At 73.9% G+C, this 13,977-nt stretch carries 14 protein-coding genes; 8 read left to right on the forward strand and 6 right to left on the reverse strand.

Translation table 11 applies throughout. From position 1 onward, the window contains the following. Window positions 1-85: 85 nt before the first annotated feature. From ACN27J_RS01860 to ACN27J_RS01875, 4 genes are all read right to left on the reverse strand, one after another. Complete coding sequence (locus ACN27J_RS01860) at window positions 86-1,516, reverse strand: hypothetical protein (protein WP_421362829.1); 1,431 nt, start codon at window positions 1,514-1,516, stop codon at window positions 86-88. Further along, a complete protein-coding gene (locus tag ACN27J_RS01865) occupies window positions 1,513-1,986 on the reverse strand; it encodes a hypothetical protein (RefSeq protein ID WP_421362831.1) in 474 nt (157 codons plus the stop codon). The genes ACN27J_RS01860 and ACN27J_RS01865 overlap by 4 nt, the downstream gene beginning before the upstream one ends. Before the next feature lie 167 nt (window positions 1,987-2,153). Then, a complete protein-coding gene (locus ACN27J_RS01870) occupies window positions 2,154-3,206 on the reverse strand; it encodes an SDR family oxidoreductase (RefSeq protein WP_421362834.1) in 1,053 nt (350 codons plus the stop codon). Between the two features lie 125 nt (window positions 3,207-3,331). Beyond that, the gene (locus tag ACN27J_RS01875; protein WP_278168558.1) at window positions 3,332-3,775 is read right to left on the reverse strand and encodes an SRPBCC family protein; all 444 of its coding nucleotides are present in this window, start codon (window positions 3,773-3,775) and stop codon (window positions 3,332-3,334) included. 113 nt (window positions 3,776-3,888) lie between these two features. Between ACN27J_RS01875 and ACN27J_RS01880 the strand changes: the two genes are divergently transcribed. The 8 genes from ACN27J_RS01880 to ACN27J_RS01915 are packed head-to-tail and all read left to right on the forward strand — an operon-like array spanning window position 3,889 to window position 12,534. Further along, on the forward strand, window positions 3,889-5,508 hold the full coding sequence (locus ACN27J_RS01880; RefSeq protein WP_421362836.1) for an HAD-IIIA family hydrolase: 1,620 nt from the start codon (window positions 3,889-3,891) through the stop codon (window positions 5,506-5,508). Next, the gene (locus ACN27J_RS01885) at window positions 5,505-6,482 is read left to right on the forward strand and encodes a glycosyltransferase (RefSeq protein ID WP_421362839.1); all 978 of its coding nucleotides are present in this window, start codon (window positions 5,505-5,507) and stop codon (window positions 6,480-6,482) included. Before ACN27J_RS01880 ends, ACN27J_RS01885 begins: the two co-directional genes overlap by 4 nt. After that, complete coding sequence (locus ACN27J_RS01890) at window positions 6,467-7,681, forward strand: glycosyltransferase (RefSeq protein WP_421362842.1); 1,215 nt, start codon at window positions 6,467-6,469, stop codon at window positions 7,679-7,681. The genes ACN27J_RS01885 and ACN27J_RS01890 overlap by 16 nt, the downstream gene beginning before the upstream one ends. Window position 7,682: 1 nt before the next feature. Further along, window positions 7,683-8,399, forward strand: coding sequence for a D-sedoheptulose-7-phosphate isomerase (locus ACN27J_RS01895; protein ID WP_421362844.1), 717 nt, complete (start codon window positions 7,683-7,685; stop codon window positions 8,397-8,399). A 14-nt stretch (window positions 8,400-8,413) separates the two neighbouring features. Further along, window positions 8,414-9,871: a PfkB family carbohydrate kinase gene (locus ACN27J_RS01900; protein WP_421372072.1), complete on the forward strand. Its 1,458-nt coding sequence runs from the start codon at window positions 8,414-8,416 to the stop codon at window positions 9,869-9,871. Continuing rightward, window positions 9,868-10,563, forward strand: coding sequence for an SDR family oxidoreductase (locus ACN27J_RS01905; RefSeq protein WP_421362847.1), 696 nt, complete (start codon window positions 9,868-9,870; stop codon window positions 10,561-10,563). Before ACN27J_RS01900 ends, ACN27J_RS01905 begins: the two co-directional genes overlap by 4 nt. After that, on the forward strand, window positions 10,560-11,567 hold the full coding sequence (locus ACN27J_RS01910; protein WP_421362850.1) for a glycosyltransferase family 9 protein: 1,008 nt from the start codon (window positions 10,560-10,562) through the stop codon (window positions 11,565-11,567). Before ACN27J_RS01905 ends, ACN27J_RS01910 begins: the two co-directional genes overlap by 4 nt. After that, window positions 11,548-12,534, forward strand: coding sequence for a DNA topoisomerase IB (locus ACN27J_RS01915; protein ID WP_421362853.1), 987 nt, complete (start codon window positions 11,548-11,550; stop codon window positions 12,532-12,534). Before ACN27J_RS01910 ends, ACN27J_RS01915 begins: the two co-directional genes overlap by 20 nt. Here ACN27J_RS01915 and ACN27J_RS01920 read toward each other — a convergent pair. Together ACN27J_RS01920 and ACN27J_RS01925 are read right to left on the reverse strand one after the other, a co-directional pair. Further along, on the reverse strand, window positions 12,526-13,323 hold the full coding sequence (locus ACN27J_RS01920) for a TerC family protein (RefSeq protein WP_421362855.1): 798 nt from the start codon (window positions 13,321-13,323) through the stop codon (window positions 12,526-12,528). The two genes, ACN27J_RS01915 and ACN27J_RS01920, sit on opposite strands and share 9 nt — an antisense overlap. 100 nt (window positions 13,324-13,423) lie before the next feature. Next, the gene (locus tag ACN27J_RS01925) at window positions 13,424-13,927 is read right to left on the reverse strand and encodes a hypothetical protein (RefSeq protein ID WP_421362857.1); all 504 of its coding nucleotides are present in this window, start codon (window positions 13,925-13,927) and stop codon (window positions 13,424-13,426) included. Window positions 13,928-13,977 lie beyond the last annotated feature (50 nt).

Below are 13,977 nucleotides of genomic sequence, written 5' to 3' on the forward strand. Positions count from 1 at the left end.
TACCTAGAGTAATCGGGCGGGTCGCCCTGCACGACGCGGACAGGCCCCGGGGCGGGTGTCGGATCTCCGGCTGGAACCCTCGGGGTCACTGGCCCGGGGGACGCGGCCAGGACTCCTCGACCGGTGTCGGGGTCGGTGCCGGAGCTGCCGGTGCGCGGGTCGCCGGTGGTGGTGGTGACGCCGTTGCTGTCGGTGGTGGTGGTGACGCTGTCGCTGTCGGCGGTGTCGCCGGCTCGGTCGCCGGTGTGACAGCGGGCGTGACAGCGGGCGTGGCGGACTGGTCCCGACCGGTCGGCGCGACGTCGGTCGGCGCGACCCACAGCGGGGCCTTTGGCAGCAGCGATCGGAAGTCGAACGAGCACTTGTTGCAGGACCGCAGTGCTGACTCCGTACACCGGTCGCCGCACTGCCGGCAGAAGGTCACCACCGACTCGTCGGCTGACAGACCCTGGCAGCGTGGGCAGGCGAAGGCCGGACCCTTGGTCTGGGCCAGCCGCCCGGCCAGCACGAACGGACTGATCACCGCGCTCACCGTGGTCGCCAGGTCGCGGGTACGGCGGTTGCGTTCCTGTAGTCGCTCCAGTTCGGGGTTGACGATCTTTTCCAGCTTGCAGGTCGTGCAGATCAACAGCGTCCGAACCGGCAGCATCTCCCGTAGCTGGGCCTGCTGATGCAGGAACGTCACGACCGGCACGTCGGCCGGGTCCACGGTGAACCGGAACGGCGTCGAAGCGCCGGCCGGGGCGGCTGCCGCCGCGATGTACTCCTCGACCCGGTACACCAGCCCCTGGATCTGGGTGACCAGATTCGCCGGCATCTGTCCGGGCCGGCTGGTGATCAGGGTGCCGACGGTCAGCATCCCGTCGGCGAGCTGGGTCGGCACCTCGGCGACCGTATCCGCAGCGACGAAGGTGAACGTGCCCGCCCCGGTCCGGCTCACCGGGGCACCCTTTGCCGGGTCGGACCCGTCGAGGAACCGGGTGGTGTGGCGGGAGATCAACGAGCCGGCCTGGGCCGCCCACCCGGCGGCGTTCTGCATGGCGGCGACGTCCCCGGTCCCGGTGTTGCGCCACCAGCCGGCGAAGCCGCTGGCGGCCGCCGGGTCGAGCCGGGCCAGAGCGGCGTCGACGGTGGCCAGGACGGACCCGAAGACGTCCTGGTAGACAGCGGTCGCACCCCAGTTACGGCCGACCTTGGCCGGCCAGCGGTCGCTCACCTGGACGGTGACCCGGCAGGCGGCCGGGTCGGCCTCCAGGCCGATCTGCAACTGCACCGGCATCCGGGCCGGTTGCAAGGTGACCGCACCGAGCTTGGAACCGCGTACCGCCTGGATGACGGTGAGCTGCTCGGCGGTGAGCTGGAAACCCAGGTTCCGTACGACGGCGAGAAGATGCTGCCGCACGACGGCGAGTGGAGCGCTGACGGTCCGCTCCGCTCCGGCGGTGAGCTGCCCGGCCTGCCGATCATCGCCGCTGCCGCTGGCCGGTGCCCTGCCGTTGCTGTCTGCCCAGGTCATTCCGCGCCGAATCCGGTGTCGAAGCTGCTGCCGGTGTCGAAGCTGCTGCCGGTGTCGAAGCTGCTGCCGGTGTCGTAACCGCTGGTGCTGTCGTACGCGCTGATTTCGGCGGCTGCGGCGTCGACGCTGTAGTCCGTCGCGGCCGCGTAGTCGCTCGCCGTACCGGCCTCGTCGGCTGCCAGCGAGTACTGCCGGTCGGCCGCCTCGAGTGAGGCGGTCGGGTCGAAGCCGGCGGCGACGCTGTCCGCCGCGTCCTGTAGGTGACCGTCGGCGGACTGGCTCCACGAATCGCTTACGTCGGCGTGCCAGTCCGACCACTCCTGGTCGGCCACGGCCTGGTCCAGATGGGTCTCCACCGCGCCGGCGACCGGCTCGGGCAGCGTGGTCGAGCTACCCGCGAAATCCGTCGTGCCGGTGTCGGCGCTGGTGTCGCTGGTCAGGTAGTCGTCCCAGCTCGAATCGGTTGTCATCGACCGCCACCTCCTGGTTGGGCGCGACGGTCGCCGCCGCCCCATGATCGTCCTCTGCGATCGATGATGCATCGGTGGGCGGGCGGGCTGTATCCCCCTTGTGTGCCACGGCCGCCGGTTCGACGGCGGCGACCGGCGGCCCAACGGGCGGCGGTGGTGTCAGACAGTCACGCTGCCCGCCCGACCGGTCGACGGACCGCTGACCGCAGCCGGGCCGGCCCGTTGCCGACCATCGCCCGAGCGGTGCCGAGCGCGGCGGCCAGGACCGCGGCGGTGGCGGTCTGCTTGTGTGTCACGGCCCACAACGCCAGCGACCGCCGACGTGCCTGGTCGTCGAAGGCGCCGTGCGCGCCGTGATCGACCTCGGCATCGGCCGGGGCGTCCACGTTGTCCCGCCAGCGGGCCCGGTCGATGACCTCGTCGGTCTGTTGGGAGTCGAAGCCGACCTGCCGGATCGCCAGTAGCCGGTCGAGCAGCCCGGGGGCGATGACGTCGGCGAGCCGGGCCCGCAGGGTGGGGCCACCGACGTTGACCTCCCGCTTGCCGTTGTCGGCGGCCCAGCAGATCGCCGCCGCGGCCACCTCGGGTTGGAAGATCGGCGGTACCGGTTGCGGGTGTCGGGGCAGGTGGGTGCGTACCCAGGAGAACTGCGGCGTGTTCACCGCCGGCAGCTGGACCATCGACAGCTTGATCTCGGGGCTGGCCTGGAGCAGTTCGGCCCGTAGCGAGTCGTTGAATCCCTGGATGGCGTGCTTGCTGGCGCAGTACGCGGACTGCAGCGGGATGCCCCGGTACGCCAGCGCCGACCCGACCTGCACGATCGTGCCGATTCCGGCCGGGCGCATCTGTCGCAGCGCCGCCAGCGTGCCGTGCACCGTGCCGAGGTAGTTGACCTCGGTGACCCGTCGGAACTCGTCGGCGCTGATCTCCCAGGTCGGGGCGAAGACCGACACCATCGCGTTGTTGATCCACACGTCCAGGCCGCCGTTGCGCCGGTGCAGGTCGTCAGCGGCCCCGTCGACCCCTGCTGCGTCGGCGACGTCCACCTGGTACGTGGCCACCGCCTCGGCACCCAGCTCACGGCACTGTGCGGCGGCTGCGGCCAGGCCGGCCGCTCCTCGGGCGAGCAACCCGAGCCGGGCGCCGCGGCGCGCGTACCGCTGGGCGGTGGCACGTCCGATGCCGGCGCTCGCGCCAGTGATCATCACGGTCTGGCTCATCCCGATCACCTCCCTGCGGGTGCCGTCCGGCACCCGTCCACTGACCTGCCCAGGCAGGGCCTGCCCTGACTGGGCCCTGCTGCCGTGGACCCGTCCGTCGGGCCCACGGCCGTGGCGTGCCGGCGTCACCCGACGGTCTGCCGGGTGGCGATGTCGGACAGCCGGCGCAGCGTCTCCCGGTTGCGGTGGTGCAGGACCAGATCGTCGAGCTTCGTACGGATCCAATGCAGCGGCCCTCCGGTGAACGACTCGGCGATGGTGACCCGGGTGCCGTTGCCCGGGGTCGGTGCGAGCCGGAACACGATCGTCGCCTCGCCGAGCGGCCACAGCCCGGCCCGTAACGTCAGCTCGTCGCCCGGCTGGCAGGAGATCACCGTGGAGGTGTCGGACAACGACAGCGGCCAGGGACCGGCCGTGTGGTGCAGCCGGGCCCCGGACTGCGGCCAGTGCTCGTCGACGTCGCGGATGTGCACGGTGCCGACCACCCAGTCGCTGTACGACCAGCCGTTCGCCAGCACGGCGAACACCTGGTCCGGCGGGGCGGGGATCACCCGCTGCACGACAGCCACGATCAGCCGGGTACCCCGCGGGCGGCACGCTAACCCGGCCACCGGCGAAATGGTGCGGACCGGACGAACGCCGTGGTTGGTTTACTCGCCCCGCACCCGGGAAACGGAGCCAGGTGCGAAGCGAACTGATCAGTCGGGGCCGCGGGCTGTTCGACGCGGTGCTCTTCGACCGTGACGGGACGCTCGTGCACGACGTGCCGTACAACGGCGACCCGGACCTGGTCCGCCCGGTACGCGGTGCCCGCGCCGCGCTTGACCGGCTCCGCGCCGCTGGCCTGCGGCTCGGTGTCGTCACCAACCAGTCCGGCCTGGCCCGCGGCCACTTCACCGCCCACGACATGCGTCGGGTGCACGACCGGATCGAGGAACTCCTCGGCCCGTTCGACACCTGGCAGATCTGCCCGCACGACGACGGCGACGGCTGCCGGTGCCGCAAACCGGCACCGGGCATGGTCCTGGCCGCCGCCCGGGAACTGGACACCACCGCCGGGCGGTGCGTCGTGGTCGGCGACATCGGCCGGGACATCGTCGCCGCCGGCGCCGCCGGCGCGACCGGCATCCTGATACCCACCGAGACGACCCGACCGCAGGAGACGGCCGCCGCTCCCGCCGTCGCTGGTGACCTGGCCGGCGCCGCCGATCTCATCCTGCGTCGGCACCGGGCGACCGCCCCCGACGGGCCCGGCCGGCGCGGCGGCCGGGTCCTGGTCGTGCGCTCCGACTCGGTCGGCGACGTACTGGTCACCGGGCCGGCGATCCGCGCCGTGGCGGCCGGGGCGGACGAGGTGGTCATGCTCTGCGGTCCGCGGGGCCGGGCCGCCGCCGAACTGCTGCCCGGTGTCGGCGAGCTGATCGAGTGGCCGCTGCCGTGGATCGACCCGGATCCCGGTCCGGTGGATCCGGCCGACCTGACCCGGCTGACGGACCGGCTGGCCGAGGTCGGCGCCGACGAGGCGATCATCTTCACCTCCTTCCACCAGTCGCCGCTGCCGCTGGCGCTGCTCCTGCGGCAGGCCGGGGTGGACCGGATCGCGGCGATCAGTGACGACTACCCCGGCTCCCTGCTCGACGTGCGCCACCGGGTGCCGCCGGGCGTACCGGAGCCGGAACGCGCGTTGTCGCTGGCCGCCGCCGCCGGGTTCGCGCTGCCCGGCGACGACGAACCGGTGCTGCGGCTACGCCCGGGCTGTCTGCGGCCGGCCGCCGGGCCGACACCCCGGTCGGGACCGGACCGGGCCGGACCACCGGGCTATGTCGTGGTGCACCCGGGATCCTCCGTCGAGTCCCGCGCCTGCCCGCCGGAGCGGTGTGCCGCGTTCGTCGACGCGCTGCACGCCGCCGGGCACCGGGTGGTGGTCACCGGCGGACCCGGCGAGCAGGCGCTGAGCCGTCGGGTCGCCGGTCGGTCCGGTGTCGACCTCGGCGGTCAGACCTCGCTGGCCCGGCTCGCCGCGATCATCGCGCAGGCCGGCGCGCTGGTCGTCGGCAACACCGGGCCGGCGCACCTCGCGGCGGCGGTCGGCACCCCGGTGGTCAGCCTGTTCGCGCCGACGGTGCCGTTCGGCCAGTGGGGCCCCTACCGGGTGCCCTGGGTCCGGCTCGGCGACCCGGTCGCCGGCTGCCGCAACACCCGGGCCGCCCGGTGCCCGGTGCCCGGCCATCCGTGTCTGTCGACGGTCTCCCCGGACAGCGTCGTCGAGGCCGTCGAACTGATCTGCGGGACGGCCGGATGAACATCTTCCTCTGGCACGTCCACGGGTCGTGGACCACCGCGTTCGTCCACGGCAAGCACCACTACCTGGTGCCGGTCACCCCGGACCGGGGACCGTACGGGCTGGGCCGGGCGCGCACCTACCCGTGGCCGGACGGCGTCACCGAGATCCGCCCCGGGCAGCTCGCCGCCGCCGAGGTCGACCTGGTGATCCTGCAACGCCCCGAGGAGCTCGACCTGGCCACCAGTTGGCTCGGCCGTACCGTTGGTCGGGACGTGCCGGCGGTCTACGTCGAGCACAACACGCCAAAGGGTGACGTGCCGACCAGCCGGCATCCGATGGCCGACCGTGACGACCTCACCGTGGTCCACGTCACCCACTTCAACGACCTGTTCTGGGACACCGGCGGCACCCGGACCCGGGTGATCGAGCACGGCATCGTCGCCCCGGCCGCCCGCTACAGCGGCGAACTCGACCGGCTCGCTGTGGTCACCAATGAGCCGGTACGCCGCCGCCGGGTCACCGGGACCGACCTGATGCCCCGGTTCGCCCGGGTCGCCCCGCTGGACGTGTACGGGATGGGAGTCGCCGGGCTGCCCGAGGCGCTCGGCGGGACAGCGGCCGGGCAGTTGGCCGTCCACGACGACGTGCCGCAGTCGGCGATGCACGCCGAGGTGGCCCGCCGCCGCGCGTACCTGCATCTGTGCCGGTGGACCTCACTCGGCCTGAGCCTGATCGAGGCGATGGCGATGGGCATGCCGGTGATCGTCCTCGGCACCACCGAGGCGGTCGCTGCGGTACCACCGTCGGCCGGGGTGCTCGCCACCCGGGTGCAGACCCTGGTCGACGCCGCCCAGTGGCTGATCGACGAGCCGGACGCGGCCCGCCGGCTCGGCGACGGCGCGCGGCGCGCGGCGCAGGACCGATACGGACTGGACCGGTTCCTCGCGGACTGGGACGAGCTGCTGGAGGAGGCGCTATGCGCATCGCGATGATCTCGGAGCACGCCAGCCCGCTCGCCGCGCTCGGCGGGGTGGACGCCGGCGGCCAGAACACGCACGTCGCGGAGCTGTCCACCGCGCTCGCCGCCGACGGCCACGAGGTCCGGGTGTTCACCCGCCGGGACGCTGTGGACCTGCCGGAACTGGTGCAGTTGGACAACGGGGTCGCGGTGGTGCACGTGCCGGCCGGCCCGGCCGAGCACATCGCCAAGGACGACCTGCTGCCGCACATGGCGCAGTTCAGTCGGTGGCTGGCCGGACAGTGGAGCCACGACTGGACCCCGGCGGTCGCGCACGCGCACTTCTGGATGAGCGGGCTCGTCGCCATGCACGCCGGCCGGCTGACCGGGGTGCCGGTGGTGCAGACCTACCATGCGCTGGGCACGGTCAAGCGTCGCCACCAGGGCGCGATGGACACCAGTCCGCCCCGCCGCATCGGCTACGAGCGGGCGTTGGGCCGCAGCGTCGACCGGGTGGTCGCGCAGTCCCAGGACGAGGTCGCCGAGCTGATCAGGATGGGGGTGCCCCGGGGCCGGCTGTCGGTGGTGCCGTCCGGCGTCAACGAGCAGACCTTCGCCCCCGACGGACCGGCCGTGCCGCGCGACGAGGGCCGGCTGCGGGTGCTGACCGTTGGCCGGCTGGTCGCCCGCAAGGGTTTCCAGGACGTCGTACGGGCCATGCAACTCGTACCGAACGCGGAGTGCGTCGTCGTGGGTGGCCCGCCGGCCGCCGAACTGGACACCGACCCGCAGGCCCGGCAGCTGCGCCAGCTGGCCGAGTCGTGCGGGGTGGGTGACCGGGTCCGGCTGGTCGGCGGGGTGCCCCGGGAACAGATGCCGTCCTGGTACCGGTCGGCCGACGTGCTGGTCGCCGCCCCGTGGTACGAGCCGTTCGGGCTCACCCCGCTGGAGGCGATGGCCTGCGGCGTGCCGGTGGTCGGCACCGCCGTGGGCGGGCTGACCGACACCGTCGTCGACGGCCTCACCGGCGATCTGGTGCCGCCCCGGGACCCACGGGCGCTCGGTATGGCACTGCGCCGGTTGCTCAACGACCGGGTCCGGCGGTTCGCCTACGCCACCGCCGCGCTGGACCGGGCGCGGCAGTGCTACTCGTGGCAGCGCGCCGCAGCGCAGCTGACCGCGATCTACGGCACGGTCAGCGGGGTGCGGCAGCCGAGCCGGGTGGTGGCCTGAGATGTCCGACGTGAACTCGCTCATCGACACCCACCTCGCCGGGCTGGCTGAGGCGCTGTTGCCGTACCGCCAGGTGGCCACCCGGCTGGGTCGCTGGGGTGCCGAGCTGGCCTGGACGCTCGGTCACGGCGGCCGGCTGCTGATCGCCGGCAACGGCGGCAGCGCCGCCGAGGCCCAGCACCTCGCCGCCGAGCTGGTCGGCAAGCTGCGTGACGACCGGACGCCGCTGTCCGCGATCGCGTTGACCGCCGAAACCTCCTCACTCACCGCGATCAGCAACGACTTCGGCTTCGACGAGGTCTTCGCCCGGCAGGTACGGGCCCACGGCCGCCCCGGCGACATCCTGCTGCTGCTGTCCACGAGTGGACGTAGCGGCAACCTGCTCGCCGCGGCCCGGGCTGGCCGTGACGTCGGGCTGCGCTGCTGGGCGTGCACCGGCCCGGTGCCGAACCCGCTGGCCGAGGCGTGCGCCGAGGTGCTGGCGGTGCCGGCGGCCGATCCGCAGGTGGTGCAGGAGCTGCATCTGGTCACCGCGCACCTGCTGTGCGGCTACGTCGACCAGACACTGCCCGGCGTGCTCGGTCTCGCCGGCACGGTCGACGCCGTCGCCGGCACGGTCGACGTCCCCGCCGACGCGGTCGACCTCCCCGCCGGTGCGTCCCCGGCGCCCGCCGTGACGGCCGGTCTGCCGGTGGACGTCCGCGGCGGTGTCCGGTGACCGCCGGCCCGATCGTGGTGGTCGGCGACACCCTGCTCGACCGGGACGTCGACGGTGCGGTGACCCGGGTCTGCCCGGACGCCGCCGCGCCGGTGCTCGACGAGCGGTACGTCACCGACCGGCCCGGTGGCGCCGGGCTGGCCGCGGCGCTCGCCGCCGGGCAGGGACACCCGGTGGTGCTGGTCAGCGCGCTCGCCGCCGACCCGGCCGGCTGTCGGCTCGCGGCGCTGCTCGCAGCGGCCGGCGTGGACCTGCATCCGCTGCCGTTGGGTGGCGCGACCGCCGAGAAGATCCGGCTGCGGACCCGGGGCCAGGTGCTGCTGCGGCTGGACCGGGGCGGGGACGGCCGGGTGCACGGCGATCTGCCGCCGGCCACCGCCGAGGTGCTCGCGGCGGCTGCGGCGGTGGTGGTCAGTGACTATGGCCGGGGAGTGGCGCGGCTGCCGGGCCTGCGGGCGGCGCTGGCGGCGACCGGCGCACCGGTGGTGTGGGACCCGCACCCGCGCGGCCCGGCGGCGGTCGCCGGTGCCCGGCTGATCACCCCCAACGAGGCCGAGGTCCGCCAGTTGACCGGGCAGCCGGTCGGGGACACCCGGGTGGCCACCGCCGCGCGGGGCGCCGACGAGCTGCGGCGCCGCTGGCGGGCCGGGGCGGTCGCGGTGACGATGGGCGGCGACGGCGCGCTGCTGTGCCACGCCGGGAGCGTGCCGCTGATGGTGCCGACGCCGATCAGCACCGACGGGGACACCTGCGGCGCGGGGGACCGGTTCGCCACCGCCGCGGCGACGGCGCTGGCCGCCGGAGCCGTGGTGTCCGAGGCGGTCCAGGCGGCGGTCGCCGAGGCGTCCCGGTACGTCGCCGACGGCGGTACGGCTGGGCTGCGGCGACTGCTGGCCGGGTCCGACCAGTCCGCGGTGCCGGTGGAGACCGGGGCACTGGCTGCGGCGTCGGTGGAGCAGGTCGGTCCGCGCGCCGCCGGGGCACTGGCCGCCCGGGTACGGTCCGCCGGGGGCACCGTGGTGGCCACCGGCGGCTGCTTCGACCTGCTGCATGCCGGGCACGTGTCGGCGCTGCAGGCCGCCCGGCAGCTGGGTGACTGCCTGATCGTCTGCGTCAACTCCGACGCCAGCGTGGCCCGACTGAAAGGGCCGCAGCGGCCGGTGGTCGGCGAGCACGACCGGGCCCGGCTGCTCGTGGCGTTGGGCTGCGTGGACGCGGTGGTCGTCTTCGACGAGGACACCCCGCACGCGGTGCTCAGCTGGCTGCGGCCGGACATCTGGGTCAAAGGCGGCGACTACGCCGGTGGCGGCACCGCCGAGCCGGACCTTCCCGAGGCCGAAGTGGTACGCCGATGGGGCGGGCAGACGGCGATCGTGCCGTACCTCGACGGACGCTCCACCACCGGCATGATCGCCGCCGCCCGTGCCGGGCGGCCCGTTCCGTCGACCACCACTGTGGAGGAATCATCGTGACGAACCATCCCGGCAGCCCGGCGGTGCTGGTCACCGGCGGCGCGAGCGGTCTCGGCGCAGCCGTCGTCGACCTGCTGGCCAAGTCCGGCTACCGGCCGTGCGTCATCGACCGGCAGCCGCCAGCGGACGGGGTGCCCTGGCTCGACTGCGACCTGGCCGACACCCGGGCCGCCGAGGCCGCCACCCACCGGCTCGCCGAGCAGACCGGCGGGCTGAGCGCGGTGGTCACCGCGGCCGGGATGGACGTGCCGGGCCGCCTCGCCGACACCCCCGCCGACGTGTGGGAACGGGTCGTCACGGTCGACCTGCTGGCCACCGCGGCGGTGATCCGGGCGGCGCTGCCCTGGCTGACCTCGGCCGGCGGATCGGTGGTGACGATCGCCTCCACCCTGGGAATGAAGGCGGTCGGTGACGCCACCGCGTACTGCGCGGCCAAGTTCGGGGTGGTCGGGTTCACCCGGGCGTTGGCGGCCGAACTCGCCGGCACCGTCGGCGTCACCCTGCTGGTGCCCGGCGGGATGCGGACCGCGTTCTTCGACGAGCGCGAGGCCCGGTACCGGCCGGCGGCCGACGCCGCGCTCAACGACCCCGGCAACGTGGCGGCGGCGGTGCTGTTCGCGCTGCAGCAGCCGGCCGGCTGCGCGGTGCGCGAGATGGTGATCTGCGCGGACCGGGAGACGTCCTACCCGTGATCCTGGTGCTGCGCGCCCTCGGCATCGGTGACCTGGCCACCGCCGTGCCGGCGCTGCGTGGGCTGCGGGCCGCCTACCCGGCAGAGACGATCGCCCTGGCCGCGCCGGCCTGGCTCGCCCCGCTGGCCGGCCTGACCGGCGCGGTGGACCAGCTGGTGCCGCTGTCCGGGCTGGACGCGGAGCCGCCGCTCGACAGCGGCCCGGACTGGGCGGTCAACCTGCACGGCCGTGGCCCGCAGTCGCACCGGCTGCTCGCCGCGACGCGGCCGGGCCGGTTGTGGGCGTACCGGTGTCCGGCGGCGGCACACCACGACGGCCCACCGTGGCGCGACGACGAGCACGAGGTGGCGCGGTGGTGCCGGCTACTCACCTGGTACGGCGTCGACTGTGACCCCACCGACCTGCTGCTGCCCCGTCCGGTACCGGACCGGGTGCCGGTCGGGGTGACCGTACTGCACCCCGGTGCGGCGGCGCCGCGCCGCCGGTGGCCGGTCGACCGGTTCGCTGAGTTGGCCGGTCGGCTGACCGCCGCCGGACACCGGGTGGTGGTGACCGGGTCGGCACCCGAGCGTCCGCTGGCTGAGGCGGTCGCCACCGGCGCCGGGCTGCCCGGCACCGCCGTCTGCGCCGGGCGGATGGACCTGTACCAGTTCGCCGCCCTGCTGGCGCACGCCCGTCTGCTGGTCGCCGCCGACACCGGCGCGGGGCACCTGGCAACGGCCTTCGGCGTACCGTCGGTGCTGCTGTTCGGTCCCACGTCGCCGGCCCGCTGGGGCCCACCGGTGCACCGGACACGGCACCGGGTGGTCCACTACCCGCTGCTGTCCGCCGGGGTCGAGGAGCCGGCAGCCGTCCCCGCAGCCGGCGACTCCGCTGCCGGTGACCCTGCGCCGGCCGTCGATGGACCGGCCGTCGACCGGCACCCGTCGATGGTCGCCATCTGTGTCGACGAGGTGCTCGCCGCGATCGGCGAGGTGGAACGCGATGCGGTTGCGGCGCAGTGACCCGCACCGGCCGGGATACCGGCGCCGTCGCCGGGGCCGGGGGACTGCCTTCCTCGACACCCGGGGCCAGCCGGTCACCGACCCGGCGGAGCTGAAGCGGCTGCGTGAGCTGGTGATCCCACCCGCCTGGCGGGACGTGTGGATCTGTCCGCACCCGTCCGGTCACATCCAGGCCGTCGGCGTGGATGCGGCCGGCCGGCGGCAGTACCTCTACCACCCCCAGTGGCGGGTCCGTCGGGACGTCGCCAAGTTCCAGCACGTGCGGCGGGTCGCGGACCGGCTGCCCCGGTTGCGGAACCGGGTCGACGCCGATCTGCGTGGCCGGGGTCTGGGCCGGCAACGGGTGCTGGCCGCCCTGGTGCGCCTGCTGGATCTGGGGATGTTCCGGATCGGCAACGACCAGTACGCCGCCGGCGACGAGCCCACCTTCGGGGTGGCGACGCTGCGGCCCGGACACGCCCGGCTCGAGCGGGGTTGCGTGGTCCTCGAGTTCCCGGCCAAGGGCGGCGTCGCCCAGGTCCGGCGAATCGACGACGCGCAGGTGTGCGCCGTGCTGCGGGCGCTGCGCCGCCGCCGACACGACGGGCAGCGGCTGTTCTGCTACTGGGACGGCCGGCGCTGGCGCGACGTGCACAGCGACGAGATCAACGAGTACCTGCGTCAGGCCAGCGGCACCGAGATGACGGCCAAGGACTTTCGTACCTGGCATGCCACCGTGCTCGCCGCGACCCGGCTGGCGGCCGCCGGGGTACCGCGATCGGCGGCGGCTCGGCGGCGGACGGTGGCCGCGGTGATGCGGGACGTCGCGGAGCTGCTCGGCAACACACCAACGGTCGCCCGCGCCTCCTACGTCGACCCCCGGGTGGTCGAGTCGTTCCACCGGGGGCGGGTGGCCCGGCTCGGCACCGGCGAGCCCAGCCGGACGGCCGCCGAGCAGGCGGTCCGCCGACTGCTCCCGTTACGCTGAGTCGGTCCGGTCGGCGCTGTCCGTACCGCCGGCCGCCACCGGCTGCTCCTTGACGAACGTCGGGTGCAGGCTGACCGGTGCCGCCGCCTGTTTGCGCGACCGTAGCCGCAGGTTGAGGAACTCCACGAAGACGGAGAACGCGATCGGCCCGTACACGTACCCCTTGGGGATGTGGTGGCCGAGCCCTTCGGCGATCAGGCTGCCACCGATCAGCAGCAGGAACGACAGGGCCAGCATCTTCACCGTCGGATGCTGGTTGACGAACCCGCTGACCGCCCCGGCCGACACCAGCATGATGACGATCGCGACCACCACGGCGGCGACCATGATGAACAGCTGGTCGACCATGCCTACCGCGGTGATCACCGAGTCGAGCGAGAACACCACGTCCAGCACCAGGATCTGGGCGATCACTCCGGCGAACGACGCGGTCTTACCACTGCGCCCGTGGTCCGCGCCCTCCAGGTGTTCGTGGATCTCGTAGGTCGCCTTGACCAGCAGGAAGCCCCCGCCGAGCAGCAGGATCAGGTCACGTCCGGATATCTCCTGCCCGAACACCTCGAACAGCGGTGCGGTCAGCCCGATCACCCAGGACAACGAGGCGAGCAGCAGCAGCCGGGTGACCAGGGCCAGCGACAGCCCGATGGTGCGGGCCCTGGCCTGCTGGTGCTCGGGCAGCCGACCGGCGAGGATCGAGATGAACACGACGTTGTCGATGCCCAGCACGACTTCCAGCAGTAGCAGGGTCGCGAACGCGATCCACAACTCGGGGCTGGTCAGAAGCTCCATCGATGCTCCCGGGAGAGGGGTGTCCACCGGGCCGGTGCGGCCCGCGATCCCAGACCGTACTGGCGGTGGTCAACCGCCCGCCCACCGGGAGCCCTCCCGTTCAGTCGTTGAGCACGTGGGCGAGCCGGTCGCGGAACCGCCGCTCCGACTCGGTCACCGTCTCGCCGCCGATGCCCAGCACCCCGCCGGTGCTCGCGGCGCCGACCACCTGTTCGGCGATGCCGACCAGCCAGTGCTTGTACGCCCCGGCCTCGCCGTCATCCACCCGGTCGGCGAGCAGTCGGGCCGCCGTACCCGCGCGGCCCAGCACGTCGGCGATCAGCGCCTGGGGGTCGGCCGGTTCGATCACCGGCAGTTCCTCGCCGGTCTCCGGATCGCCGACCCGGCTGACCAGTTCACCGGCGATCGCGGTGACCAGCGGGCTGGCCGACTCCCGCCCGGCGCTGATCGTTTCCAGCCCGGCGGCGTTCTCCGCCCGGGTCCGCCGTCCACCGTCGGACTCGGCCGCGCTGGCCGCGTTCAGCACCGCCTGCGGCAGCCCGACCAGCAGTCCCCATTCCTCGTCGGAGAACCCGAGTTCGGTGTACACCGGCAGTTCCGTCACGCTCTTGCCCCTCTCAACCTGCTGCCCGTCGGACCGGTGTCCGACGGTGG

The organism is Solwaraspora sp. WMMB762, from assembly GCF_049179115.1.
In the GTDB taxonomy this organism is placed as follows: domain Bacteria; phylum Actinomycetota; class Actinomycetes; order Mycobacteriales; family Micromonosporaceae; genus Micromonospora_E.